The sequence below is a fragment of the Sphingomonas sp. genome (assembly GCF_036731925.1).
GTDB lineage: Bacteria > Pseudomonadota > Alphaproteobacteria > Sphingomonadales > Sphingomonadaceae > Sphingomonas.
Genome location: NZ_DAINDJ010000001.1, coordinates 1,541,722 through 1,565,771, shown reverse-complemented (window position 1 = coordinate 1,565,771; position 24,050 = coordinate 1,541,722). Strand labels below are relative to the sequence as shown.

Sequence of the window (24,050 nt, the reverse complement as noted above, 5' to 3'; positions counted from 1 at the left end):
GCGCCGGGGTGGCGCCGACCCTGACGCCGGGAACGGCGCACCGCGGGACAAATCCCGCCAAGAATAAATGGAGCCACCATATGGCAGAGAAGCAGACTTCGCTTCAGGACCTGTTCCTCAACTCACTGCGCCGGTCGAAGACGCCGGTGACGATGTTCCTCGTCAAGGGCGTCAAGCTCCAGGGGATCGTCACCTGGTTCGATAATTTTTCGGTGCTGCTCCGCCGCGACGGCCAGTCGCAGCTGATCTACAAGCATGCCATCTCGACGATCATGCCCTCGGGTCCGATGGACCTTGCCGCGCTGCTCGATGCCGCAGGCGAATATCAGCACAAGAACCCCGTGCTGCAGGAAATCTTCCTGAATGCCGTTCGCAAGCAGCAGGAAAACGTCACGATGTTCCTGGTGAACGGCGTGATGCTCCAGGGCCAGATCGCCGCGTTCGACCTGTTCTGCATGCTGCTCCAGCGCGAGGGCATGGCCCAGCTGGTCTACAAGCATGCGGTTTCTACCGTACAGCCCGCGCACCCGCTGAACCTCGCCGAGGAAACCAACGGCGGCGACGAGGATTGATCCTCGCATGAGCACTGGTTTCGAGCGCGACCCCGACGAATTCGCGCGGGGCGCACGCGCGCTTGTCGTCTATCCGGACATGGGCGGGAGTTCGCGGGACTCCGACGCGCGGCTGGAGGAAACTGCCGGCCTCGCCGCGGCGATCGGCGTCGACGTGGTCGAGCGGGTCGCCGTTCGGCTGCGCCAGCCCAAGCCGGGTACGCTGATCGGCTCGGGCCAGGTGGAAGCCCTGGCCGAGACGGTCCGCGACGGCGAACTCCAGCTCGCCGTATTCGACGCGGCGCTGACGCCGGTGCAGCAGCGCAATCTCGAGACCGCGCTCGGCTGCAAGGTGATCGACCGGACGGGCCTCATCCTCGAAATCTTCGGCGAGCGCGCCCGTACGGCCGAGGGCCGGCTGCAGGTCGAACTCGCCCATCTCGATTATCAGGCGGGCCGGCTGGTACGCAGCTGGACCCACCTCGAGCGGCAGCGCGGCGGCTTCGGCTTCCTCGGCGGCCCGGGCGAAACCCAGATCGAGGCTGACCGCCGCTTGATCCGCGACCGCATGGCCCGGCTGCGGCGCGAGCTCGACCAGGTCAGCCGCACCCGCACGCTCCACCGCGACCGGCGCCAGCGCGCGCCCTGGCCGGTGGTGGCGCTGGTCGGCTATACCAATGCCGGCAAGTCGACGTTGTTCAACCGGCTGACCGGCGCCGGGGTGATGGCAGAGAATCTGCTGTTCGCCACCCTCGATCCGACGCTGCGCCAGATTTCGCTGCCGGGGATCGACAAGGCGATCCTGTCGGACACGGTGGGCTTCGTTTCCGAGCTGCCGACCCAGCTGGTCGCCGCGTTCAAGGCGACGCTGGAAGAGGTGGTTTCGGCCGATCTGCTGATCCATGTCCGCGATATCGCGCATCCCGACACCGAGGCGCAGCGCGTCGATGTGGAGAAGGTGCTCCAGGAAATCGGCGTGTCCGAGCAGACGCCGCGCTTCGAGGCGTGGAACAAGCTGGACCTGCTCGATGAGGAGCAGCGCGAGGAAGCGCTGGCGATGGCCGCGCGCCGGACCGACGAGGTACGGGTGATCTCGGCGCTGACCGGCGAGGGCGTCGACGCGCTGGTGGAGGCCGTCGCGGCTCGGCTGACCGAGGGGCATCGCCGCTACACGCTCCGGCTCGATCCGGCCGATGGCGCGGGCGCGGCCTGGCTGCACCAGCATGGCGACGTGATCGAGCAGCATATCGAGGACGAGCAGGCGGTCTACGAAGTCCGCATGGCGCCGCGCGATTACGAACGGTTCTTCACCCGGGGGTAGGGGCGTCAGCCCTCTGCTTCCTTTCTTTTGTGGCGCCCTTCAATCCGTCATTCCGACGGAAGCCGGAATCCGTTGGCGCCACGTCGCGGCTTTTGCTGAAAGGGAGAGGCGAATGGATCCCGGCTTTCGCCGGGATGACGTAAAGACTGGTGCCTCTCAGCCCCGCTTCACTAGCTGCCAAAGGGCTTCCTTGCCCTCCAGGCCGAGCCCCACGAACGCCTCGCCGGCGCGCTCCTCCATCGCCTTGAACCGCCCTTCGAACTTGCCGTTCGCCGCCCGCAATGCCGCCTCAGGCTCCACGCCCAGCTTGCGGGCATAGTTCACCACCGCGAAGAGCAGGTCGCCCACCTCTTCTGCGCGATGGGCGTCGTCCGTGGCCGTGTCGACCTCCTCCAGCTCCTCCAGGATCTTCTCCCGCGCGCCGGTCGCGTCCGGCCAGTCGAAGCCGGTCCGCGCCGCCCGCTTCTGGAGCTTCTCCGCGCGGAGAAGCGCGGGAAGGCCGATCGCGACGCCGTCAAGGGCGCTGGAGGCGCCCTTGACCCCGCGTTCCTCGGCCTTGATCACCTCCCACAGATGGTGCCCGCCCTCGGCGACGTCGCCGAAGATGTGCGGATGGCGACGCTCCATTTTGTCGCTGATCGAGGTGACCACGTCCGCCAGCGCGAACTGTCCGGCTTCCTCGGCGATGCGGCTGTGAAACACGACCTGGAGCAGCAGGTCGCCCAATTCGTCCTTCAGCTCGGCGATGTCGCCGCGCTCGATCGCGTCGGCCACTTCGTAGGCTTCCTCGATCGTGTAGGGCGCGATCGTCTCGAAGGTCTGCGCCACGTCCCATTCACAGCCGCGCTCCGGATCGCGCAGCCGTTCCATGATGGTGACCAGGCGGTCGATACCGGTGGGGGACGTCATGAAAAAGGCCTCCTGAACGCGGGTGCGGACAGGAGGCCTTTGAAGGTCGCGTGCGACTTAGGCAAGCCGCGCGAGCGTCAGTCGAGCCGGCGCCCGAGTTCCTTGTTGAAGTACAGCGCGACCAGCGTGCCGACGGCGCCCGAGAGCAGGTAAAGCCCCGAGGCGATCACACCCCAGTTCGCCGCCAGCAGCAGCGCGGCGAGGGGGGCGAACCCCGCACCGAACAGCCAGGCGAGATCCGAGGTCAGCGCCGCGCCGGTATAGCGGGCGCGCTTCGGGAAGTTGCTGGCTACCGCGCCCGAGGACTGGCCGAAGGCGAGGCCCAGCAGGATGAAGCCAAGCACCATGAACACCGTCTCGCCCGCATTGCCCCGCTCCAGGAGCTGCGGTGCGAACCCGGAATAGGCAGCGATCGCAGCGGCGGTATAGCCGAGCAGCGAGCGACGTCCGATGCGATCGGCGAGAAGGCCCGAAATCACGATTGCGACGAGACCGCAGGCGGCCGCGCCGACTTCGATCCACAGGAAGCGGGTCATGTCCTCGGTGGTGTAGAGCGCGATCCACGAGAGCGGAAACACGGTAACCATGTGGAACAGCGCGAAGCTCGCCAACGGCGCGAAGGCACCGATGATGATGTTGCGCCATTGTGCCTTAATCGTCGCGGTGACGCGCGAGGGGGTCAGTTCGCGGCTTTCGAACAGCTTCACATATTCGGGGGCAACGACCATGCGCAGGCGGGCGAACAGCGCCACCACGTTGAGCGCGAAGGCAACGAAGAACGGGTAGCGCCAGCCCCAGCTCATGAAGTCGGCCGAGTCGAGCGCGCTGAGGAAGTAGGCGAACAGGCCGCTTGCCACGATCAGGCCGAGCGGGGCGCCGAGCTGCGGCACCATTGCATACCAGCCGCGACGCGCCGGCGGGGCATTGAGCGCCAGCAAGGAGGCCAGGCCGTCCCAGGCGCCGCCCAATGCGAACCCCTGCAGTACGCGGAGCGCCGCAAGCAGGATCGCCGACCAGATGCCGACCTGCTCATAGCCCGGCAGGAAGGCCATTGTGACCGTCGCGGTGCCGAGGAGGAACAGGGCCAGCGTGAGCTTCGCACCGCGTCCATGACGGCGATCAATGCGCATGAAGATCTGCGTGCCGATAGGACGGGCGATGAAGGCAAGCGGGAAGAGGGCGAACGACCAGAGGGTGCCGGTGACCCGATCCATGTAGGGAAACACCAGCGCCGGGAATACCAGCACCGATGCGATCGCGTAGACGAAGAAGTCGAAGAACTCGGATGTTCGTCCGATGATCACGCCGATGGCGATGTCGCCGGGGCGGAGATGATCCTCACCGTGCGAGGTGTTGATCAGGCGGGCGTCATGTTCGATCTGCGTCGAACCAAGCTGAGCATTGGCCATGAGATATGTCTACCGCAAAGCTTTGGGGAAAGCACCTAGGGAAACTCGCGGGTTGCAGCCATGGGACAAATTGTCCTATTTCGCGCCCGCACAACCCCTCCTAACTCGCGGCCGCTATGTTTCGATCCATGCCCCTGTTCCGTCGTGCTCTGAGACCGACGGCCTTGATCGCCACCCTCGCTGCCCCGCTGATCCTCGGCGGGTGCGACCTGGTGGTGATGAATCCGTCCGGCGATGTTGCACGGCAGCAAGCCGATCTGATCCTCTGGTCCGTCTTTTTGATGCTGCTCATCATCGTGCCGGTGATGATCCTGACGGTGGTTTTCGCGGTGAAATACCGCGCGAGCAACACCGAGTCGGAATACAAGCCCGACTGGGATCACTCGACCCGAATCGAGCTGGTGATCTGGTCGGCCCCGCTGCTGATCATCATCGCCCTCGGCGCGCTGACCTGGCTCACGACGCACCAGCTGGACCCGTACCGGCCGCTGGACCGCATCGCGCCGGGCAAGCCGATTCCCGCGGACCAGAAGCCGCTGGAGATCCAGGTCGTCTCGCTCGACTGGAAATGGCTGTTCATCTACCCCGAGCAGGGCGTGGCCACCGTCAACGAGCTGGTGCTGCCGGCCGATCGCCAGGTGCGCTTCCGCCTGACCTCGTCGAGCGTGATGAACACCTTCTATGTTCCGGCGATGGCGGGCATGATCTACACCATGCCGGGCATGGAGACGAAGCTCCACGCGGTGATGAACCGCGTCGGCACCTTCGAGGGCATCAGCGCCAACTACAGCGGCGCGGGCTTCTCCGACATGCGCTTCCCTACCCTGTCCGTTGATGGCGCCGGCTTCGACCAGTGGGTCGCCAAGACCAAGGCGAACGGCGGGTCGCTCGATGCCGCGCAATATCTGACGCTCGAAAAGCCGAGCGAGAAGGTGCCGGCGATGCACTTCGGCGCGATCGAGGCCGGCCTGTTCGACCGTATCGTCCAGATGTGCGTGAAGCCGGGCACGACCTGCGGCGGTCACATGATGCACCATGGTGCGGGTGCCCAGGAAGTCGCGCCTGCGGTAAATCAGCGTCCGGGCGAAGGCGCCGACGGGGCGCTGATGAAGTCGCCGGACGAAATGAAGACCAGTCCGCACCTGACCCATCCGCACGGCGCTCCCGCCGGCCACAGCGAACCCGGCGCGGATTCGAACCGTAACATGACCCGCGTTGACGCGCCGACCTATCCCGGTCGCGCGGCGGCGGGCGAGGCTTGAGCACTCCCATGTCTGACACCTTGATCAAGATGATCTTCGGTCGGCTCTCCATCGAGAGCCTGCCGATCCATGAGCCGATCGTCGTGGCGACCTTTGCAGGCGTCGCGCTCGGCGGCATCGCGCTGGTTGGCGCGCTGACCTATTTCCGCCTGTGGGGCTATCTCTGGAAGGAGTGGTTCACCACCGTCGATCACAAGCGCATCGGCATCATGTACATGGTGCTGGGCCTGGTGATGCTGCTGCGCGGCTTTGCCGACGCGATCATGATGCGCCTCCAGCAGTCGATGGCGTTCGGCGCCAACGAGGGCTATCTCAACTCGCACCATTATGATCAGATCTTCACCGCGCACGGCGTGATCATGATCTTCTTCGTGGCGATGCCGTTCGTCACGGGTCTCATGAACTTCGTGGTGCCGCTGCAGATCGGCGCGCGCGACGTCAGCTTCCCGTTCCTGAACAATTTCAGCTTCTGGATGACGGCGGCGGGTGCGGCGCTGGTGATGGCCAGCCTGTTCATCGGCGAGTTCGCGCGGACCGGCTGGCTGGCGATGGCGCCGCTGTCGGGCCTCGACTATTCGCCGGACGTTGGCGTGGATTACTATATCTGGGCCTTGCAGATCGCGGGTGTCGGCACGCTGCTATCCGGCGTCAATCTGGTCGCCACCATCGTCAAGATGCGCGCACCGGGCATGGGCCTGATGAAGATGCCGATCTTCACCTGGACCGCGCTTGCCACCAACATCCTGATCGTCGCTGCCTTCCCGGTGCTGACTGCGGTGCTCGCGCTGCTCAGTCTTGATCGGTACGTCGGTACGCAGTTCTTCACGAACACCGGCGGCGGCAACCCGATGATGTACGTGAACATGATCTGGATCTGGGGTCACCCGGAAGTCTACATCCTGATCCTGCCGGCTTTCGGTATCTTTTCCGAAGTCACGTCCACCTTCTCGGGCAAGCGCCTGTTCGGCTATACCTCGATGGTCTACGCCGTGCTGGTCATCACCATCCTGTCGTACCTCGTCTGGCTCCATCACTTCTTCACGATGGGCTCGGGCGCGAGCGTGAACAGCTTCTTCGGCATCACCACGATGATCATCTCGATCCCGACGGGTGCCAAGATCTTCAACTGGCTGTTCACCATGTACAAGGGCCGCATCCGCTTTGAACTGCCGATGATGTGGACCGTCGCCTTCATGCTGACCTTCGTGATCGGCGGCATGACCGGCGTGATGCTGGCGGTGCCCCCTGCCGACTTCGTGCTGCACAACTCGCTGTTCCTGGTCGCGCACTTCCACAACGTGATCATCGGCGGCGTGCTGTTCGGCTTGTTCGCCGGCATCAACTACTGGTGGCCCAAGGCCTTCGGCTTCAAGCTCGACAAGAAGTGGGGCCTGGTCTCCTTCTGGTGCTGGGTTGTGGGCTTCTGGGTTGCCTTCACGCCGCTCTACGTCCTCGGCCTGATGGGCGTGACTCGTCGCCTGCGCCATTTCGAGGATCCGAGCCTGCAGATCTGGTTCGTCATCGCCGCGATCGGCGCCGCGATCATCGCAGTCGGCATCGCTGCCTTCCTGCTCCAGATCTTCGTCAGCATCCGCAACCGCGAGGCGCTGCGCGACGACAGCGGCGATCCGTGGAACGCGCGCACGCTGGAATGGGCGACCTCGTCGCCGCCGCCGGCCTACAACTTCGCGTTCTCGCCCGTCATCCATGACCTGGATGCCTGGTACGACATGAAGGCGCGTGGCGCGAAGCGTCCGCTGGGCGGCTACCTGCCGATCCACATGCCGAAGAACACCGGCGCCGGCATCATCCTGGCGGGCTTCTCGCTGGTGATCGGCTTCGCGATGATCTGGTACATCTGGTGGCTCGCGGCCGCGGCGTTCCTGGGCCTGCTGGTCACGGCGATCGCCCATACCTTCAACTATGATCGCGACTTCTACATCTCTGCGGAAGAAGTGACCGAAACCGAGAATGCGCGCACCACGGTGCTCGCGCGCCATGGAGCCTGACGCGATGAGCGCCACCACCGTACCGACGGGCGACACGCCCGTCTTCTACCAGCTCAAGGAGGAGCATCACGAACCCGGCGGCAGCACGCTGCTCGGCTTCTGGATGTACCTGATGAGCGACTGCCTCATCTTCGCGATGCTGTTCGCGGCGTGGGGCGTCTACGGAACCAGCTTCGCGGGAGGTCCGACCTCCCACGAACTGTTCAAGCTGCCGCTGGTGGCGGTGAACACGGCGATGCTGCTGTTCTCCTCCATCACCTATGGCTTCGCGATGATCGCCATGCAGGAACAGCGCAAGGGCGCCGTCCAGGCCTGGCTGCTGCTGACCGCGCTGTTCGGCGCGGCCTTTCTCGGGATCGAGCTCTACGAGTTCTCGGAGCTGATCCATGAAGGCGCCGGCCCGTGGCGCTCGGCGTTCCTCTCGTCGTTCTTCACCCTGGTGGGCACCCACGGCCTGCACGTCACCTTCGGCCTGATCTGGCTGTTCACGCTGATGGTGCAGATCGGTCGCAAGGGCCTGATCCCGGCCAATGTCCGTCGCCTGCAGTGCCTGTCGCTGTTCTGGCACTTCCTGGACGTGATCTGGATCGGCGTGTTCACCTTCGTCTATCTGTTTGGAGCCATGCGATGAGCGCGCACCCCCACAGCCATGCCGGCCACGACCACGGCCATGGGCACGATCATGGCCATGACGCGCCGCACTCGACCCGCGGCGGCTACATCACCGGCTTCCTGCTCTCGGTCGTCCTCACCGCGATCCCGTTCGGGATCGTGATGGGCGGCTGGATCGCCGACACCCGCGTGGCGGTGGCGATCTGCGCGGCGCTGGCGATGGTGCAGATCGTCGTCCACATGATCTACTTCCTCCACATGAACAGCAAGTCGGAGCAGGGCTGGACCCTGATGGCGCTGGTGTTCACGATCATCATCATCGTCATCGCGCTCGCGGGCTCGCTGTGGGTGATGTACAACATGAACCTCAACATGATGCCCGGGATGGCTTCCGGCGCCGGCATGTGAGCCGGCCGGCTTCCCGCAACTGGATGGCGATCGCGCTGCTGCCGCTGATCGCCATCCTTCTCGGCCTCGGCATCTGGCAGGTCGAGCGGCGCGCCTGGAAGCTGGCATTGATCGAACGGGTAGAGCGGGGACTGGCGACGGCGCCGGTGCCCGCCCCCGGGCCCGCCGAATGGGCGGGCGTGAATACCGAAGCCACCTATCGCCGCGTCCGCGTCACCGGCAATTATCTCTCCTGCCGTACGAAGCTCACCCAGGCCGTCACCGAACTCGGGCCGGGCAAATGGGTGATGACCCCGCTGCTCACCGACCGCGGCTTTACCGTGTTCGTGAACCGCGGGTTCCTGCCGGAAGGCAAGGCACTCCCGAACTGCAAGTCCGCAGCGGCGAAGCCGGTCAGCATCACCGGGCTGCTGCGCCTCAGCGAGCCCAAGGGCGGTTTCCTGCGCGCCAACGATCCCGCCGCCGGCCGCTGGTATTCGCGCGACGTGGCTGCCATGGGGCAGGGGCTGCCGCAGCTCGCGCCCTATTTCATCGACGCCGATCGCAGCGGCGACGGCTGGCCGCGCGGCGGCATGACCGTCATCCGCTTCGCCAACAATCACCTCGTCTACGCGCTGACCTGGTTCGGCCTCGCCTTGCTGACCGCGTGGTTCGCCTGGCGGGCGTGGTGCAGCCGGGGAGGGGAATGACCACGGCCACGCCGGAGGAAGCAGCCCGCCGCAATCTGCTGCTGCTGGTCCAGCTGCGATGGCTGGCGGTGCTGGGGCAGCTGACGACGATCCTCGGTGTCCACCTCGTGTTCGGCGTGCGGTTGCCGCTGGTACCGATGCTCGCCACGGTCGGTGTGCTGGTCGCGCTGAACCTGGCGATGTATCCGGCCCGCGCGCTCCGCCCCGCAACCAATGCGCAGGTGATGGCCGGGCTGCTGGTCGACGTCGCCTGCCTGACCGTGCTGCTGTACCTCAGCGGGGGCGCGACCAATCCCTTTGTGTCGCTCTACCTGCTGCAGGTGGTGCTGGGTGCCGTGCTGCTCGAGACCGGATCGAGTTGGGTGCTGGTGCTGCTCACCAGCACGGCGTTCGCAGTGCTCGCGATCGTTCACCGGCCGCTGCCCTTGCCGTCGATGCTCGCCACGTCGCTTTCGGGACCGTTCCTCTTCGCCCTCTGGTTCAACTACACGCTGACGGCGACGCTGATCGTCCAGTTCGTCACCCGCATCGCGCGCAACCTCCGGGACCGGGACGCCCGCCTCGCCGAGCTTCGCCAGCGCGCGGCCGAGGAGGAGCATATCGTGCGCATGGGACTGCTTGCGAGCGGCGCGGCGCACGAGCTGGGGACGCCGCTCGCGTCGATCTCGGTCGCGCTGGGGGACTGGCGCGCGGACAAGAAGATCGCGCAGGATCCGCAGCTCAGCGCCGAAGTGGCCGACATGCAGGCGGAGGTCGCGCGGTGCAAGGCGATCGTCGCCGGCATCCTTTTCGCGGCGGGCGAAATCAGCGGCGAGGCGCCCGAACGGACCACGCTTCGCCGTTTCGTTACCGGCCTGGTGGAAGGCTGGCCGCGCAACGACAGCGTGATCCTCGATTACCGCCTGGCCAGCGACTTGCCGATCGTCGCCGATCGCGCGCTCGGGCAGTCGATCGTCAATCTGCTCGACAATGCGGTGGAGGCCGGCGCAAACCATATCCGGCTTTCCATCGCCCAGCAGGAGGATGCCCTGGTGCTGGCAGTCCGCGACGACGGACGAGGCTTCCCCGCCGACATTCTCCCGCGGATCGGCGATCCCTATAACAGCAGCAAGGGGCTTCAGGGCGCCGGGCTGGGGCTGTTCCTGACCCATAATGTGCTGCGCACGCTGGGCGGCTCGCTGACGGCGCGGAACTGCGAAGCGGGGGGCGCGGAGGTGATTCTGCGCGTGCCCGAGGCTGCGCTCGCACTTGAGGAAGAAAGCGAATGACCACGCATAAGCTGTTGATCGTGGAAGATGACGTGGTGTTCGCGCGTACCCTCGGCCGGTCTTTCGAGCGACGCGGCTACACCGTCGAGGTGCGCAACGGGCCGGAGGAGCTGGAGACGCTCGCGCGTGAGTTTGCGCCGGATCGTGCGGTGGTGGACCTTCGGCTCGGCGGCAGTTCGGGCCTGGTCTGCGTCAAGCAACTGCACGAGATCGATCCGGCGATGCGGATCGTCGTGCTCACCGGCTTCGCCAGCATCAGCACGGCGGTGGAGGCGGTGAAGCTGGGCGCCACCAACTATCTGATGAAGCCGGCGAATACGGACGATATCGAAGCGGCTTTCGACCGCGTCGAAGGCGATGTCGATACCGAGCTCAAGGCGCGGCCGACCTCGATCAAGACGCTGGAGTGGGAGCATATCCACCAGACGCTGGCGGATACGAACTACAACCTGTCCGAAGCTGCACGGCGGCTCGGCCTGCACCGGCGCACGCTGGCACGGAAGCTCGACAAAAAACACCTCTAGGAAGGGCGGACGCGGGCGGCGTCAGCCGCCCAGCACGCGATCGTCGAACAGGCCAAAGGCGAGCGTGGAGGCATAGAAAGCGACCGCACGGTCGCGCGGCATCGTGCCTGCCCATTTGCGCATGTCGAACGCCGCATTCTGCAGCGCCATCAGCGCCTGGCTGGCGACCAGCGGGTCGATCGAGCGGATCGTGCCCTCGGCGATGCCGTCGGAGAGCATGCCGGCGAAACGGCGCGCGATCCGGTTCGATCGGTCGAGCATCGTGTTGCGGACGTGCGGTGGCAGCCCGGACAGCGCGGTGGTGCGGAGCAGCGGCCCTCGCTCCGAGAACTGATAGTCGAGCAGCGTCGCCACCGTGCTTTCGATGCGCTGCCACTGGCTGCCGGAATGGCTTTCCGCCAGCCGCTGCGCATCGGCGAGAATGTCGAAGCTGCGCTTGTAGCAGGCAATGACCAGGTCGTCCTTGGCATCGAGATGGTGGTAGAAGCTGCCCTTGGTGACGTTGAGCTCCGAGGCGATGCGCTGCACCGACGCTCCGCGATAGCCGAGTTCGTTGATCAGCCGCGTGGCGGCGAGCAGGAATGCCTCGCGCCCGGGCTCCGGCTCCTCGTGCACCAGCTCGAACAGTTCGGGTGCCCATACCTGTCCCGGCGCGGCGACGCCGTGGCGGAACACGTCCATCAGCCGTGCCTCGACCCGGGGGTATTCGTCGATCTCGTAGCGCGACATCCACGCGTTCAGCCAGAAGCTGTTCTCGAGCAGAACATGCGCTCTGGCACCGCGCAGGTCGGTCTCGGCCCGGGAGCCGTCGCTGCCCCACAGGCTGCGCGTCTTACGGAAGATGTTCCGCCAGCCGGTGAGCAGCTTGCCCTTGAGCGGCTCCTCCATCGCGCGAAGGTCCGAGAGGATGGCGACGGCCTGTTCCTCGCCGCGGCCGATACGCGCCAGCCGCTCCATGTTGATCGCGAGGAAGCGGGCGACGCGGGCATCCGGCGTCGGCTCGGCAAGTGCTTGGTCGAGGATCGCATCCAGCCAGGCCAGCGTCTGTTCGAACGCGGCGGCGGCCAGATCTTCCTTGCGCTTGAAATAATAGGTGACCGAAGTGGTGTTGAGCCCCACGCGGCGCGCGACGTCGGCGAAGGTCATTCCCTTCGCGCTTTGTTCGTTGATCGCGGCGGCGGCGGCGGCGAGGATGGCGTCGCGCTTGGCCTGGAACCGCTTCGTATTTGTGGTCTCGATCTTGGGCGGCGATTGCATCCCGCCAGCTTAGCCGTTTCCACCGCGCGCCAAAACGATTTTTTGAAGCGGGTATGTCGATAATTTGATCGGCAGCCACCCTTTACCGAATATCGGGTACGGGCTAAGCCTTGGCAAAAGAGCGACAGGAGAGCGATGCCATGGACTTCACGCTGAACGCGCGCGAGACCCATTTCCGCGACCGGGTGAAGGCCTTTATCGATGCCGAGGTCCGGCCGCGCGATGCCGAGTATCGCGCCGCGGCGGCTACCGGGGATCGCTGGGCGGTCAACCCCGTGCTGGAGCAGGTCAAGGCGCGGGCCAAGGCCGCGGGGCTGTGGAATTTCTTCATGCCGCCCCAGTCCGGGCGGGGCCATGTCGACGACAGCTTCGTGTTCGAGGGCGAGCAGCTCACCAATCTGGAATATGCGCTGTGCGCGGAAGAGATGGGCCGGGTTGGCTGGGCATCGGAGGTGTTCAATTGCTCGGCGCCCGATACCGGCAACATGGAAGTGCTGCACCGCTACGGCACCCGCGCTCAAAAGGACGCGTGGCTCGCGCCGCTGATGCGGGGTGAGATCCGCTCGGCCTTTCTGATGACCGAGCCGGCGGTCGCCTCCTCCGACGCGACCAATATCGAAACGCGAATCGAGCGGGACGGCGATCATTATGTGATCAACGGCCGGAAATGGTGGTCGTCGGGCGCGGGCGACCTGCGCTGCAAGATCGCGATCCTGATGGGCAAGACCGATTTCGGCGCGGCCAAGCACGCCCAGCAGAGCATGATCCTGGTACCGCTGGATACGCCCGGTGTGACCATCGAGCGCATGCTTTCGGTTTTCGGGTATGATCACGCGCCACATGGCCATGCCGAAATCGTGCTGCGCGACGTTCGCGTGCCGGCGGACCATCTGCTGCTCGGCGAGGGGCGCGGTTTCGAGATTGCGCAGTGTCGTCTCGGGCCGGGCCGCATCCACCATTGCATGCGCACGATCGGCGTGGCGGAAGAGGCGATCGCCGCGATGGCGAAGCGTCTGGTCAGCCGGGTCGCCTTCGGCAAGCGCATTTCCGATCATTCGATCTGGGAGCAGCGCGTCGCTCGCGCGCGGATCGACATCGAGATGACGCGGCTGCTGTGCCTGAAGGCCGCCGACATGATGGACAAGGCCGGCAACAAAGCGGCCCAGCTCGAGATCGCGATGATCAAGGTGCAGGCGCCGAGCATGGCGCTCCAGATCCTCGACGACGCGATCCAGGCGCATGGCGGGGCCGGGGTGAGCGACGACTTCGACCTCGCGCACAATTGGGGCAGCATCCGCACGCTGCGGCTCGCCGACGGGCCCGACGAGGTCCATTCCCGCGCGATCGCCCGCGCGGAGTTCGGCCGATATGCGGACTTCAAGGCAGATCGCGCCTCGTCCGGCGATCTTGGCGTCAGCCGCTAGGAGGGGTGGGCATGAAAGCAGCCGTCCTGTTCGAGGCCAAGACGCCGCTCGTCATCGAGGAGGTGGAAGTATCCAAGCCCGGCCCGCGGGAGGTGCTGATCCGCACCGCTGCGGTGGGGGTGTGCCGCTCCGACCTGCACTTTGTCGACGGCGCCTTCCCGCATCCGGTGCCGACCGTGCCGGGGCACGAGGCGGCAGGCGTGGTGGAGGCAGTGGGGTCGGACGTCGCGCACCTGCGGCCCGGCGATCACGTCGTCACCTTTCTCACCGTGTTCTGCGGTGCCTGCGAGATGTGCGTTACCGGGCGGCCTTCGCTTTGCGTCGATCCGTCGACGCGGCGCCCGCCGGACGCAGAGCCCCGGTTGAAGCTTGCCGGCGGTACGCCCCTGGCGCCGTTCCTCAACCTCTCCGCCTTCGCCGAGATGATGCTGGTGCACGAGAACGCCTGTGTCGCGATCAGCAAGGAAATGCCGCTGGATCGCGCGGCGCTGCTCGGCTGTGCGGTGATCACCGGCGCGGGCTCGATCTTCAACGACAGTCGTCTGCGTCCCGGCGAAAGCGTCGCGGTGATCGGCGCGGGCGGGATCGGGCTCGCCGCGATCAACGCAGCGAAGATCGCGGGCGCCGGGCAGATCCTCGCGCTCGATCCGGTGCCCGAAAAGCGCGCTCTTGCCGAGAAGATGGGCGCGACGCACAGCTTCGATCCGACGGCGGATGGCGTGACCAAGCAGATCCTGGCGGTGAGCGGCGGCGGCGTCCATTATGCGATCGAGGCGGTCGGACGCCCTGCCACCGCCGAGCTCGCCTGGCAGATCCTGCGCCGCGGCGGCACGGCCACGATCCTGGGCATGATCGCGCCGGGGCAGTCGGTAAGCCTCCCGGGCCCCAGCTTCCTGACCGGCAAGCGGATCCAGGGCTCGCTGCTCGGCAGCACCCGCTTCCCGATCGACATGCCGCGGCTGGTGCAGCAGTATCTCGAGGGCAGGCTGGACCTCGACACCATGGTGGCAGAGCGCATCCGGCTGCCGCAGGTCAACGACGCGCTCGACAAGCTTCGCCAGGGCACGAGCGTCCGCTCGGTGATCGAATTCGCATGAGTGATCTCGACGAGACCCGGCTTGCTGCCTGGGCAGCGGCGCACGTACCAGGCTTCACGGGGCCGGTAACGCTCACCAAGTTCCCAGGTGGGCAGAGCAATCCGACCTATCGTGTTGAAAATCAAAGCGGCGCCTATGTGCTTCGCCGCAAGCCCTTCGGTACGATCCTGCCCTCGGCGCACGCGGTGGAGCGCGAATATCGGCTGATCGCGGCGCTCCATCCGGCGGGCTTCCCGGTGGCGCGGCCTTATGCGCTTTGCGAGGATCGGCAGGTGATCGGCGCGCCCTTTTACCTGATGGAGCTGGTCGAGGGGAGGACGCTTTGGGACGGTTCGCTGCCGGATATGGCACCGGCGGAGCGGACGGCGATCTACGAGGCAATGGTCGATACGCTCGCTGCGCTGCACCGGATCGAACCGGAAGCGGTGGGGCTGGGGGATTATGGCAAGCCCGGCAATTACTTCGCGCGCCAGGTGGAGCGCTGGACGCGGCAATATCGCGCCAGCCAGACCGACGATCTGCCCGAGATGGAGGCGCTGATCGCGTTCCTGCCGCGTACCGTCCCGCCGCAGACGCAGGTGAGCATCGTCCATGGTGATTATCGCATCGACAACATGATCTTTGCCGCCGATCGCCCCGAGGTGCTGGCGGTGCTCGACTGGGAATTGTCCACGCTGGGCGATCCGCTGGCGGATTTCTCCTACTTCCTGATGAACTGGGTGACCGAGCCGGAAGGGCGCTCGGGCGTGAAGGGGCTGGCTGGTCCCGCCACCGGCATTCCGACGGTAGAGGCCATGGTTGACCGCTATTGTGCGGCGACGGGCCGGGAGGGCGTGCCGGACCTCGACTGGTACTTCGCCTACAACCTCTTCCGCCTCGCGGGCATCGTGCAGGGGATCAAGAAGCGGATGCTGGACGGCAATGCCTCGAGCGCCCAGGCGGCGAGCACGGTGGAGCGGCTGCCGGGGCTGTCGGCCGCGGCATGGCATTTTGCGCAAAGGGCCGGGGCATGAGCGGGATGGCGAGCTTTGCCGGCAAGGTCGTGGTGGTCACCGGTGCCGCTTCCGGCATCGGCCGCGCAACGGCACGCGCCTTTGCCGCACAAGGCGCCGCCGTGGTCGCGGCTGACCGTTCCGCCGACGTCCACGATACAGTCAGCGGGCTGGAAACGGCGCTCGCGGTCACGATGGATGCAGGCGACGAGCAGGATGTACAACGGCTGGTGGACGCGGCGTGCGATCGCTTCGGCGGGATCGACATCTTCTACGCCAATGCCGGCATCTCCGGCGGCACGGCCGGTATTTTTGACGCCAGTGCAGAGCTTTGGATGGAAGTTCTGCGTGTGAATCTGATCGGCCCCGCTCTCGCCATCAAGCATGCCGCGCCCCGGATCGTCGCGCGCGGCGGCGGCGCGATCCTGTGCACGGCAAGCGTTGCCGGGCTTCGGTCCGGGGCAGGGGGCACGCCCTATTCGGCCTCCAAGGCGGGTGTCATCAACCTGGTGCAGACGGCGGCGCAGCAGCTCGCCACTTCCGGAGTCCGCGTCAACGCCATCTGCCCGGGCCTGATCGAGACGGGCATGACGCAGCGGGCGTTCGACCATGCGCGCGAACAGGGCAAGGAAGAGAAGCTGGGCCAGCTCAATCCCCTGCGCCGGGCGGGACGACCGGAGGAAATTGCGCAGGTGGCGCTGTTCCTCGCCTCCGACGCTGCGAGCTATGTCAATGGCCAGGCCATCGCCGTGGATGGCGGGCTGAGCAGCAGCCACCCGGTCACGCGACAGGCGTTCGGCAAGCCCGCGTTCTGAGGCGTGTGCCGCAGTATCCGCGCATCGTGCCTCCTCGCTCGCGTTGAGGAATGATTAGCGTACGGCCTCTAGGGTATGCCCGAAGGTCTGGCCAATTCGGCAGCTCTTGACAGGAGTAGCAGTATTGGTCAGGCCAACGACAGCAAACAGCCTATAGAGGTAGCTCGATGAAGATCGTCTCGGCCAAGGTTATCGTGACCTGTCCCGGCCGCAATTTCGTGACGCTGAAGATCCATACCGATCAGGGCGTATACGGCATCGGCGATGGCACGCTCAACGGGCGCGAGCTGGCGGTGGTCTCCTATCTGGAGGACCATGTCATCCCGTGCCTCATCGGCATGGATCCGCGCCGCATCGAGGATATCTGGCAGTATCTGTACCGGGGTGCCTATTGGCGCCGCGGCCCGGTAACGATGCGCGCGATCGCGGCCGTCGACATGGCGCTATGGGACATCAAGGGCAAGATGGCCGGCATGCCGGTCTATCAGTTGCTCGGCGGCCGCAGTCGCGACGGCGTGATGGTCTATGGTCATGCCAATGGCGCGGACATTGAGCAGACAGTCGACGCGGTCGGCAAATATATCGACCTTGGCTACAAGGCGATTCGCGCGCAGACCGGGGTTCCTGGCATCAAGGATGCGTACGGCGTCGGCCGCGGCACCATGTATTACGAGCCCGCCGACGCGGCGCTCCCCTCGGTCACCGGCTGGGATACGCGCAAGGCGCTCAACTATGTGCCGAAGCTGTTCGAGAAGCTACGCGCCACCTATGGCTTCGACCATCACCTGCTGCACGACGGCCATCATCGGTACACGCCGCAAGAAGCCGCCAACCTCGGCAAGATGCTCGAGCCCTATCAGCTCTTCTGGCTGGAAGACGTGACCCCGGCCGAGAACCAGGAAGCGTTCAAGCTGATCCGCCAGCACACGGTCACGCCGCTGGCCGTCGGCGAGATCTTCAACACGATCTGGGACGCCAAGGATCTGATCCAGAACCAGCTGATCGATTATCTGCGCGCGACCGTGGTCGGCGCCGGCGGCCTGACGCATCTGCGCCGCCTGGCCGATCTCGCCAGCCTCTACCAGGTGCGCACCGGCTGCCACGGCGCGACCGACCTGTCGCCGGTCACCATGGGCTGCGCGCTCCATTTCGACACCTGGGTCCCGAATTTCGGCATCCAGGAATATATGCGGCACTCCGAAGAGACCGATGCGGTGTTCCCGCACGATTATCACTTCGACCAGGGATATCTGTTCTGCGGCGAAGCGCCGGGGCACGGGGTCGACATCGACGAGGCGCTGGCGGCCAAGTATCCGTACAAGCCTGCCTATCTGCCGGTGGCGCGTCTCGAGGACGGGACGATGTGGAACTGGTGAGTGCTGGAGGGGCGGTGGCACGCCGCCCTGCATGCCGGACATGAAACGGGCGGCCGCAGGGGATGCGACCGCCCTTCTTGCATTGCGGCGGAAAGATCAGTCCTTCCAGGCCCACCAGAGCTGGGCCGGGGGGATATTCCACCATTCCATGGCGTGCTCGATATTGTCCCAATGGGGCGTCAGGAAGTTCCGGACGTTAGGATTATACTGATAGACCAGGAAGGCGCCGCCCGGCCGCAGGATGTCGCGCGTCGCCTTCGCGATCGCGTCGCCGACACCGTCCGGCAGGGTCGAGAAGGGCAGGCCCGAGGCGATATAGTCCGCCTGCTCGAAGCCGTTGTCGCGCACGATCTTCTGCACGTCGGCCGCCGAGCCGAGCACCGCGACGAAGCGCGGATCGTCGATCGACTGGCGCAGATAGCGGATGAAATCGGGGTTGGTGTCGATCACGATCAGCTTGCCGTCGGGCGCGAGGCGTTCGAGGATCGGGCGGCTGAAGGTGCCGACGCCTGGGCCATATTCGACGAACAGCTTCGTGTTCGCCCAGTCCACCTTGCTCAGCATGTGGCGAATCAGTCGGCCCGAGGACTGGGCGACCGCGCCGACCATCACCGGGCGCTTCAGAAACTGCTGCAGGAAGAACATGGTGGGCGAGGGCACACCGGCTGGGCGGCTGCGGCGGGCGCTGCGGCGCTTTGCGGTGGCGGTCGAAGGGGGCATGGGCTTCCTTACGAAAATATTACGCTTCGGGGACATCGGTTGCGCAAATTCCGGCGGATATGCAAGCGACCGTCGTCGAAAAGGATCCCGATCCTGGCCAGGGCAACAACGCCGGAGCGCCACTTTGTTGCCCTGCATTTTCCCGGAGCGCAGGAGTATCTAGGAAATCCGTCCCCGGGCGGTTACACCTGCGCGCATGACATCGCTCGATAAGCCCCCGGTCGGTACCTCGACGGTGAAGTGGCGTTTCCCCGACATCCACCCTGAAGGCCGCAAATATGTGCTGATCGCAGCCGCGATCGCCGTGCTCAGCCTGTGGGTGTGGGACGTCCTCACCTGGCCGCTCCTTTTCCTGACGCTCGGCGTCGCCGCCTTCTTCCGTGACCCCATTCGGGTGACGCCGGTCGAGGAGGGCGTGCTCGTCGCCCCTGCCGACGGCCTCGTCACCATGATCCAGCGCGTGCCGCTGCCGCCCGAACTCGCCGGGCCCCATGCACTCGGCACCGAGCCAATGGTGCGCGTTTCGATCTTCATGAGCGTGTTCGACGTCCATGTGAACCGGACGCCGATCACCGGCACGATCCGCCACGTCATCTACATCTCCGGCAAGTTCATGAACGCCGATCTCGACAAGGCGAGCGACGAAAACGAGCGTCAGCACATGGTGGTCGAGGATCGCGACGGCCTGCGCATCGGCTTCACCCAGATCGCCGGCCTGGTCGCGCGGCGCATCGTTGCGTTCGTCAAGCCCGGCGACATGGTCGTGGCGGGGCAACGCATCGGCCTGATCCGCTTCGGCAGCCGTGTCGACGTGTTCCTGCCTGAGGAATATGGCGCGCAGGTGATCCTCGGCCAGCGCACCATCGCGGGCGAGACGATCATCGCTCGCCGCAACATCCAGAACGCCACCGGGGTGGCGCAATGACCGATCAACACCCGCGCACCCGGCGCGGGTTGGGGCGTCGCGGCCTTGGGCGGGGACCGGCCCTGCCGCGCGGCATCCCGCTGCGTGCGGTGTTGCCCAATGCCGTAACGGCGCTCGCCCTTTGCTCCGGCCTCACCGGCATCCGCTTTGCGATCCTCGGCAACTGGGAAGCGGCGGTGCTGATGGTACTCGCCGCCGCGGTGCTCGATGGGATCGACGGCCGCATCGCCCGGCTGGTGCGCGCCGAGAGCCGCTTCGGTGCCGAGCTGGACAGCCTGTCCGATGCCATCTCGTTCGGGGTGGCGCCGGCACTGATCCTGTATCTCTGGTCGCTCCAGGCGCTCGGCCGGTTCGGCTGGCTGGTGGCACTGCTCCACGCGCTGTTCTGCGCGTTGCGTCTGGCGCGGTTCAACGCGCAGATCGACCTTGCCGAACAGCCCCACAAATCGGCAGGCTTCCTCACCGGCGTCCCGGCACCCGCCGGCGCTGCCCTGGCGCTGACACCGGTCTATCTCTGGCTGTGGACGGGCGAGGCGATCACGCGTGCCCCGCTCGTCATCGCCGTGTGGACGGTACTGATCGCCATCCTGATGGTTTCCAGCGTCGCCACCTTCGGACCGAAGATCCGGCTGCGCCAGAACGTGCGTTTCGAGGCGATCGCCGTGTTGGTCGCGCTCGCCGCGGCTCTGGTCTCGGCACCCTGGACGACGCTCGCGATCGTTGCGATCGCCTATCTCGCCAGCATCCCGTTCAGCGTCCGTTCCTACCGCCGGATCAGGCGGCAGCGCGCTGCGGACGGGGGCGCGGCATTCGCGCCGGAACCGAACGCACCCTGACGCGCGAGAGGCGCGGCGACGGGGCGGGAAGCGCTACCGGCCGCGCCACACCGAACAGTTCGGCGAAGCGGTGCAGTTGCGGATGAATGCTTGCGTAGAGCGTCCAGCATGCCGCCACCAGCGACGACCCGAACAGAAAAAAGACAGCGAATCCAGTCATTACCCGGCTCCTGATCTTCAACGCCGATCCCAGCGGAACCCAAGATCCTCGAACCGTCGAGAGTCCCGCCTGTTCCATCAGTCGCGTTCTGATCGCCATATGTTCCGTTCCTGTTCTGCAGTCAAGCGATGTTCTGATAATGTTCCAGCTTGTGCGACGCTCCGCAATCGACTAAGCGGCCCGCCTCAACCCCGCATGGGAAGCATCATAACCCGGTGTTCGGAGCGATTCCGAATTCCCGCTTCCCAGAGGACCAACCGGAAGGAGTTATCCCTATGGCGGCACCCGTCGTCACCATGCAGCAGCTGCTCGAATCGGGCGCGCACTTCGGTCACCAGACCCATCGCTGGAACCCGAAGATGAAGCCCTACATCTTCGGTGATCGCAACGGCGTTCACATCATCGACTTGTCGCAGACCGTTCCGCTCTTCGCCCGCGCGCTCGAGTTCGTCAGCTCCACCGTCGCCGCCGGCGGCAAGGTGCTGTTCGTCGGCACCAAGCGCCAGGCGCAGGAGCCGATCGCCGAGGCAGCGCGTCGTGCGGGCCAGCACTTCGTCAACCACCGCTGGCTGGGCGGCATGCTCACCAACTGGAAGACCATCAGCAACTCGATCAAGCGCCTCAAGACGCTTGAAGAGCAGCTGTCGGGCGACACGCACGGCCTCACCAAGAAGGAAGTGCTGCAGCTCACCCGCGAGCGCGACAAGCTCGAGCTCTCGCTCGGCGGCATCCGCGACATGGGCGGCATCCCCGACATCATGTTCGTGATCGACGCGAACAAGGAAGAGCTGGCGATTAAGGAAGCCAACACGCTTGGCATCCCCGTCGTCGCGGTGCTCGACTCGAACGTTTCGCCGGACGGCATCGCGTTCCCGGTTCCGGGCAACGACGACGCCAGCCGCGCTATCCGCCTCTACTGCGAAGCCATCGCCATCGCCGCGACCCGTGGCGGCCGCGAAGCGCTGATGCAGCAGGGCTATGACTTCGGTGCTGCCGAGCAGCCGCCGGTCGAGGAAGCCGTCGAAGGCTGATCGCCCGCGTCATCGAACCGTAATCGGGGCGGGGCAGGGCGCACGCACTGCTCCGCCCGACTTTTAACTGAGGAATAGAGACATGGCCGAGATCACTGCAGCCGCCGTCAAGGAACTCCGCGAAAAGAGCGGCGCCGGCATGATGGATTGCAAGAAGGCGCTCTCCGAAACCAACGGTGACATGGAAGCCGCTGCCGACTGGCTGCGCGCCAAGGGCCTCGCCGCCGCCGCCAAGAAGTCGAGCCGCACCGCTGCCGAGGGCCTGGTCGGCCTGGCCGTTGCCGGCACCAAGGGTGTCGCCGTCGAGGTGAACTCGCAGACCGATTTCGTCGCCAAGAACGAGATCTTCCAGAACTTCGTCCGCGAGGCCACCGCGCTGGCGCTGGAAGCCGGTGACGACATCGCCGCGATCAAGGGCGCGAAGATGGAGTCGGGCCAGACCGTTGACGAGACGCTGACCGCCAACATTGCCACCATCGGCGAGAACCAGGTTCTGCGTCGCGCCAAGAAGGTCGAAGTCGCCAAGGGCGCGGTGATCCCGTACGTCCACAACGCAGCGGCCCCGGGCCTCGGCAAGATCGGCGTGCTCGTCGCGCTCGAATCGGAAGCTGGTGTCGACGTGCTCGAGCCGCTCGGCAAGCAGCTGGCGATGCACATCGCCGCCGCCTTCCCGCTGGCGCTGGACGAGAGCGGCCTGGACCAGGACGTGCTCGCCCGCGAGCGTGCGATCGCAGCCGAGAAGGCTTCCGAGAGCGGCAAGCCGGCCGAGATCATCGAGAAGATGGTCGATGGCGCGGTGAAGAAGTTTGCCAAGGAAAACGCCCTGCTCAGCCAGCTGTTCGTGATGGACGGCAAGACCCCGGTGTCGGACGTCATCGCCAAGGCGGCGAAGGACTCGGGCTCGGCGATCGTGCTGAAGGACTATGTCCGCTTCCAGCTCGGCGAAGGCATCGAGAAGGAAGAGAGCGACTTCGCTGCCGAAGTGGCGGCGACTGCCGGTCTCACCAAGTAATCAGGCGCGCCGGGAGGGGCCGTTTCGACGGCTTTTCCCCGGCATCCACGCTTGTTCGTGCGGCGCGGCTCCTCTAGGGTCCGCGCCGCTTCGCTGTCCGCTTCTCAGAATTTCAGGAAACTCATGACCGCTCCGACCTTCCGCCGCATCCTTCTCAAGCTGTCGGGGGAGGTCCTGATGGGCCAGGGGCAGTTCGGCATCGATCCGGAGACCTGCGAGCGCGTCGCGCTCGAGGTGAAGGAGGCCAAGGAAAGCGGCCTGGAAATCTGCATGACGGTGGGCGGTGGCAACATCTTCCGCGGCATCGCCGGCGCCGCGCAGGGCTTCGATCGCGCGAGCGCCGACTATATGGGCATGCTCGCCACGGTGATGAACGCGCTCGCCATGCAGAATGCGCTGGAGAAGGTGGGCGTCGAGACCCGCGTCCAGTCTGCCATCCCGATGGCCAGCGTGTGCGAACCCTATATCCGCCGCCGCGCCGAGCGACACATGGAGAAGGGCCGCGTCGTGCTGTTCGCCGCGGGCACCGGCCTGCCGTTCTTCACCACGGACACGACGGCGGCGCTGCGCGCCGCCGAGATGAAGTGCGATGCGCTGTTCAAGGGCACCTCGGTCGATGGCGTGTACGACGCCGATCCCAAGAAGGTGCCGACCGCGACCCGCTACGAGACGCTGAGCTATGACCGCGTCCTTGCCGACAATCTGAAGGTGATGGATGCCTCTGCTGTCGCGCTGTGCCGCGACAACCATATCCCGATCGTGGTGTTCAACATCCGCGGCGAGGGCAATCTCGCTTCGGTGCTTCGGGGCGAGGGGACTTCCACCATCGTCCAGGACGCGAACGCCGCGTAACCCACCGCAACCAAGCTTCAAGGAGAGCCGTAAATGGCCGCTTACGACAAGGCAGACCTCGAGCGCCGCATGGCCGGCGCCGTGGAATCGCTCAAGCATGATCTGACAGGTCTCCGCACCGGCCGCGCCTCCACCACGCTGCTCGATCCGGTGACCGTCGAGGTCTATGGCTCGCACATGCCGATCACCCAGGTGGCGACCGTCTCGGCGCCCGAGCCGCGGATGCTGTCGGTGCAGGTGTGGGACAAGTCGAACGTCGGCCCCGTCGACAAGGCGATCCGTTCGGCGGGCCTCGGCCTCAACCCGATTGTCGACGGCCAGACGCTGCGCCTGCCGATCCCCGATCTGACCGAGGAGCGCCGCAAGGAGCTCGCCAAGCTCGCCAACCAATATGCCGAAAAGGCTCGTATCGCTGCGCGCAACGTGCGCCGCGACGGCATGGACAGCCTGAAGACCGACGAGAAGAAGGGCGTGTTCGGCGAGGACGAGCGCAAGCGCCACGAAACCGAGGTCCAGAAGCTGACGGACGCGACCATCGCCGATATCGACGCGGCGGCGGCGGCCAAGGAAAAGGAAATCCTGGGCAAGTGA

24 protein-coding genes are annotated in these 24,050 nt (G+C 65.8%); 20 read left to right on the top strand and 4 right to left on the bottom strand.

All coding sequences use genetic code 11. The features are described from left to right. The first annotated feature begins 20 nt into the window (after positions 1–20). Both hfq and hflX read left to right on the top strand, forming a co-directional pair. Positions 21–572: an RNA chaperone Hfq gene (gene hfq / locus V7E00_RS07730; RefSeq protein WP_315384413.1), complete on the top strand. Its 552-nt coding sequence runs from the start codon at positions 21–23 to the stop codon at positions 570–572. A 7-nt stretch (positions 573–579) separates the two neighbouring features. Next, entirely contained in the window at positions 580–1,872 is a 1,293-nt protein-coding gene (hflX, locus tag V7E00_RS07725) for a GTPase HflX (protein WP_333572047.1), read from the top strand. A 156-nt stretch (positions 1,873–2,028) separates the two neighbouring features. On the opposite strand, the gene mazG is transcribed toward hflX, so the two are convergent. Further along, a complete protein-coding gene (gene mazG / locus V7E00_RS07720) occupies positions 2,029–2,781 on the bottom strand; it encodes a nucleoside triphosphate pyrophosphohydrolase (protein WP_333572046.1) in 753 nt (250 codons plus the stop codon). A gap of 77 nt (positions 2,782–2,858) precedes the next feature. Continuing rightward, a complete protein-coding gene (locus V7E00_RS07715; RefSeq protein ID WP_333572045.1) occupies positions 2,859–4,190 on the bottom strand; it encodes an MFS transporter in 1,332 nt (443 codons plus the stop codon). 128 nt (positions 4,191–4,318) lie between these two features. Here V7E00_RS07715 and cyoA point away from each other — a divergent pair, with 128 nt between their 5' ends. From cyoA to V7E00_RS07680, 7 genes are read left to right on the top strand one after another with little or no spacing between them, the layout of a single operon-like run. After that, on the top strand, positions 4,319–5,452 hold the full coding sequence (gene cyoA, locus V7E00_RS07710; RefSeq protein ID WP_333572044.1) for a ubiquinol oxidase subunit II: 1,134 nt from the start codon (positions 4,319–4,321) through the stop codon (positions 5,450–5,452). 8 nt (positions 5,453–5,460) lie between these two features. Next, positions 5,461–7,461, top strand: coding sequence for a cytochrome o ubiquinol oxidase subunit I (gene cyoB / locus V7E00_RS07705; protein ID WP_333572043.1), 2,001 nt, complete (start codon positions 5,461–5,463; stop codon positions 7,459–7,461). Between the two features lie 4 nt (positions 7,462–7,465). Then, positions 7,466–8,092 (top strand): cytochrome o ubiquinol oxidase subunit III, encoded by a 627-nt coding sequence (cyoC, locus tag V7E00_RS07700; protein ID WP_333572042.1) that lies wholly within the window; start codon positions 7,466–7,468, stop codon positions 8,090–8,092. Continuing rightward, positions 8,089–8,481 carry a cytochrome o ubiquinol oxidase subunit IV gene (cyoD, locus tag V7E00_RS07695; RefSeq protein ID WP_084580902.1) on the top strand — a complete coding sequence of 131 codons (393 nt, stop codon included), beginning with the start codon at positions 8,089–8,091 and terminating at the stop codon, positions 8,479–8,481. The genes cyoC and cyoD overlap by 4 nt, the downstream gene beginning before the upstream one ends. A 23-nt stretch (positions 8,482–8,504) precedes the next feature. Beyond that, positions 8,505–9,170 (top strand): SURF1 family protein, encoded by a 666-nt coding sequence (locus V7E00_RS07690; RefSeq protein ID WP_333572404.1) that lies wholly within the window; start codon positions 8,505–8,507, stop codon positions 9,168–9,170. After that, a complete protein-coding gene (locus tag V7E00_RS07685) occupies positions 9,167–10,438 on the top strand; it encodes an ATP-binding protein (protein WP_333572041.1) in 1,272 nt (423 codons plus the stop codon). The genes V7E00_RS07690 and V7E00_RS07685 overlap by 4 nt, the downstream gene beginning before the upstream one ends. After that, positions 10,435–10,962, top strand: coding sequence for a response regulator transcription factor (locus V7E00_RS07680; RefSeq protein WP_333572040.1), 528 nt, complete (start codon positions 10,435–10,437; stop codon positions 10,960–10,962). The genes V7E00_RS07685 and V7E00_RS07680 overlap by 4 nt, the downstream gene beginning before the upstream one ends. Before the next feature lie 21 nt (positions 10,963–10,983). On the opposite strand, the gene V7E00_RS07675 is transcribed toward V7E00_RS07680, so the two are convergent. After that, on the bottom strand, positions 10,984–12,219 hold the full coding sequence (locus tag V7E00_RS07675) for a TetR/AcrR family transcriptional regulator (RefSeq protein WP_333572039.1): 1,236 nt from the start codon (positions 12,217–12,219) through the stop codon (positions 10,984–10,986). 140 nt (positions 12,220–12,359) lie between these two features. Here V7E00_RS07675 and V7E00_RS07670 point away from each other — a divergent pair, with 140 nt between their 5' ends. From V7E00_RS07670 to manD, 5 genes are all read left to right on the top strand, one after another. Then, complete coding sequence (locus V7E00_RS07670; RefSeq protein WP_333572038.1) at positions 12,360–13,643, top strand: acyl-CoA dehydrogenase family protein; 1,284 nt, start codon at positions 12,360–12,362, stop codon at positions 13,641–13,643. A gap of 11 nt (positions 13,644–13,654) precedes the next feature. Continuing rightward, positions 13,655–14,740 (top strand): Zn-dependent alcohol dehydrogenase, encoded by a 1,086-nt coding sequence (locus V7E00_RS07665; RefSeq protein ID WP_333572037.1) that lies wholly within the window; start codon positions 13,655–13,657, stop codon positions 14,738–14,740. Beyond that, positions 14,737–15,753 (top strand): phosphotransferase family protein, encoded by a 1,017-nt coding sequence (locus V7E00_RS07660; RefSeq protein ID WP_333572036.1) that lies wholly within the window; start codon positions 14,737–14,739, stop codon positions 15,751–15,753. The genes V7E00_RS07665 and V7E00_RS07660 overlap by 4 nt, the downstream gene beginning before the upstream one ends. Before the next feature lie 5 nt (positions 15,754–15,758). Further along, positions 15,759–16,547, top strand: a complete 789-nt coding sequence (locus V7E00_RS07655) for an SDR family NAD(P)-dependent oxidoreductase (protein ID WP_333572403.1) — start codon at positions 15,759–15,761, stop codon at positions 16,545–16,547. Positions 16,548–16,714: 167 nt separating this feature from the next. Next, complete coding sequence (gene manD / locus V7E00_RS07650; RefSeq protein WP_333572035.1) at positions 16,715–17,923, top strand: D-mannonate dehydratase ManD; 1,209 nt, start codon at positions 16,715–16,717, stop codon at positions 17,921–17,923. Positions 17,924–18,019: 96 nt separating this feature from the next. Here manD and V7E00_RS07645 read toward each other — a convergent pair whose 3' ends face one another. After that, on the bottom strand, positions 18,020–18,643 hold the full coding sequence (locus V7E00_RS07645) for a class I SAM-dependent methyltransferase (protein ID WP_333572034.1): 624 nt from the start codon (positions 18,641–18,643) through the stop codon (positions 18,020–18,022). Between the two features lie 196 nt (positions 18,644–18,839). Here V7E00_RS07645 and V7E00_RS07640 point away from each other — a divergent pair, with 196 nt between their 5' ends. The 6 genes from V7E00_RS07640 to frr all read left to right on the top strand — a co-directional run bounded on the left by V7E00_RS07640 (position 18,840) and on the right by frr (position 24,050). Next, complete coding sequence (locus V7E00_RS07640; RefSeq protein ID WP_333572033.1) at positions 18,840–19,568, top strand: phosphatidylserine decarboxylase; 729 nt, start codon at positions 18,840–18,842, stop codon at positions 19,566–19,568. Continuing rightward, positions 19,565–20,404 (top strand): CDP-diacylglycerol--serine O-phosphatidyltransferase, encoded by an 840-nt coding sequence (gene pssA / locus V7E00_RS07635; RefSeq protein WP_333572032.1) that lies wholly within the window; start codon positions 19,565–19,567, stop codon positions 20,402–20,404. The genes V7E00_RS07640 and pssA overlap by 4 nt, the downstream gene beginning before the upstream one ends. Positions 20,405–20,839: 435 nt before the next feature. Then, a complete protein-coding gene (gene rpsB / locus V7E00_RS07630) occupies positions 20,840–21,595 on the top strand; it encodes a 30S ribosomal protein S2 (RefSeq protein ID WP_019369395.1) in 756 nt (251 codons plus the stop codon). An 82-nt stretch (positions 21,596–21,677) separates the two neighbouring features. Next, the gene (tsf, locus tag V7E00_RS07625; RefSeq protein WP_333572031.1) at positions 21,678–22,607 is read left to right on the top strand and encodes a translation elongation factor Ts; all 930 of its coding nucleotides are present in this window, start codon (positions 21,678–21,680) and stop codon (positions 22,605–22,607) included. A 123-nt stretch (positions 22,608–22,730) separates the two neighbouring features. Then, positions 22,731–23,459, top strand: coding sequence for a UMP kinase (pyrH, locus tag V7E00_RS07620; RefSeq protein WP_010544556.1), 729 nt, complete (start codon positions 22,731–22,733; stop codon positions 23,457–23,459). Between the two features lie 33 nt (positions 23,460–23,492). Next, on the top strand, positions 23,493–24,050 hold the full coding sequence (frr, locus tag V7E00_RS07615) for a ribosome recycling factor (protein WP_333572030.1): 558 nt from the start codon (positions 23,493–23,495) through the stop codon (positions 24,048–24,050).

Coding starts and splice junctions, on each gene's coding strand:
- V7E00_RS07685 (WP_333572041.1), top strand. CDS start 9,167: ATGACCACGGCCACGCCGGAGGAAGCAGCCCGCCGCAATCTGCTGCTG.
- V7E00_RS07640 (WP_333572033.1), top strand. CDS start 18,840: ATGACATCGCTCGATAAGCCCCCGGTCGGTACCTCGACGGTGAAGTGG.
- manD (WP_333572035.1), top strand. CDS start 16,715: ATGAAGATCGTCTCGGCCAAGGTTATCGTGACCTGTCCCGGCCGCAAT.
- cyoA (WP_333572044.1), top strand. CDS start 4,319: ATGCCCCTGTTCCGTCGTGCTCTGAGACCGACGGCCTTGATCGCCACC.
- pssA (WP_333572032.1), top strand. CDS start 19,565: ATGACCGATCAACACCCGCGCACCCGGCGCGGGTTGGGGCGTCGCGGC.
- frr (WP_333572030.1), top strand. CDS start 23,493: ATGGCCGCTTACGACAAGGCAGACCTCGAGCGCCGCATGGCCGGCGCC.
- V7E00_RS07645 (WP_333572034.1), bottom strand. CDS start 18,643: ATGCCCCCTTCGACCGCCACCGCAAAGCGCCGCAGCGCCCGCCGCAGC.
- cyoD (WP_084580902.1), top strand. CDS start 8,089: ATGAGCGCGCACCCCCACAGCCATGCCGGCCACGACCACGGCCATGGG.
- V7E00_RS07680 (WP_333572040.1), top strand. CDS start 10,435: ATGACCACGCATAAGCTGTTGATCGTGGAAGATGACGTGGTGTTCGCG.
- V7E00_RS07655 (WP_333572403.1), top strand. CDS start 15,759: ATGGCGAGCTTTGCCGGCAAGGTCGTGGTGGTCACCGGTGCCGCTTCC.
- V7E00_RS07715 (WP_333572045.1), bottom strand. CDS start 4,190: ATGGCCAATGCTCAGCTTGGTTCGACGCAGATCGAACATGACGCCCGC.
- cyoC (WP_333572042.1), top strand. CDS start 7,466: ATGAGCGCCACCACCGTACCGACGGGCGACACGCCCGTCTTCTACCAG.
- V7E00_RS07660 (WP_333572036.1), top strand. CDS start 14,737: ATGAGTGATCTCGACGAGACCCGGCTTGCTGCCTGGGCAGCGGCGCAC.
- V7E00_RS07690 (WP_333572404.1), top strand. CDS start 8,505: ATGGCGATCGCGCTGCTGCCGCTGATCGCCATCCTTCTCGGCCTCGGC.
- mazG (WP_333572046.1), bottom strand. CDS start 2,781: ATGACGTCCCCCACCGGTATCGACCGCCTGGTCACCATCATGGAACGG.
- pyrH (WP_010544556.1), top strand. CDS start 22,731: ATGACCGCTCCGACCTTCCGCCGCATCCTTCTCAAGCTGTCGGGGGAG.
- V7E00_RS07670 (WP_333572038.1), top strand. CDS start 12,360: ATGGACTTCACGCTGAACGCGCGCGAGACCCATTTCCGCGACCGGGTG.
- tsf (WP_333572031.1), top strand. CDS start 21,678: ATGGCCGAGATCACTGCAGCCGCCGTCAAGGAACTCCGCGAAAAGAGC.
- cyoB (WP_333572043.1), top strand. CDS start 5,461: ATGTCTGACACCTTGATCAAGATGATCTTCGGTCGGCTCTCCATCGAG.
- V7E00_RS07665 (WP_333572037.1), top strand. CDS start 13,655: ATGAAAGCAGCCGTCCTGTTCGAGGCCAAGACGCCGCTCGTCATCGAG.
- hflX (WP_333572047.1), top strand. CDS start 580: ATGAGCACTGGTTTCGAGCGCGACCCCGACGAATTCGCGCGGGGCGCA.
- rpsB (WP_019369395.1), top strand. CDS start 20,840: ATGGCGGCACCCGTCGTCACCATGCAGCAGCTGCTCGAATCGGGCGCG.
- V7E00_RS07675 (WP_333572039.1), bottom strand. CDS start 12,219: ATGCAATCGCCGCCCAAGATCGAGACCACAAATACGAAGCGGTTCCAG.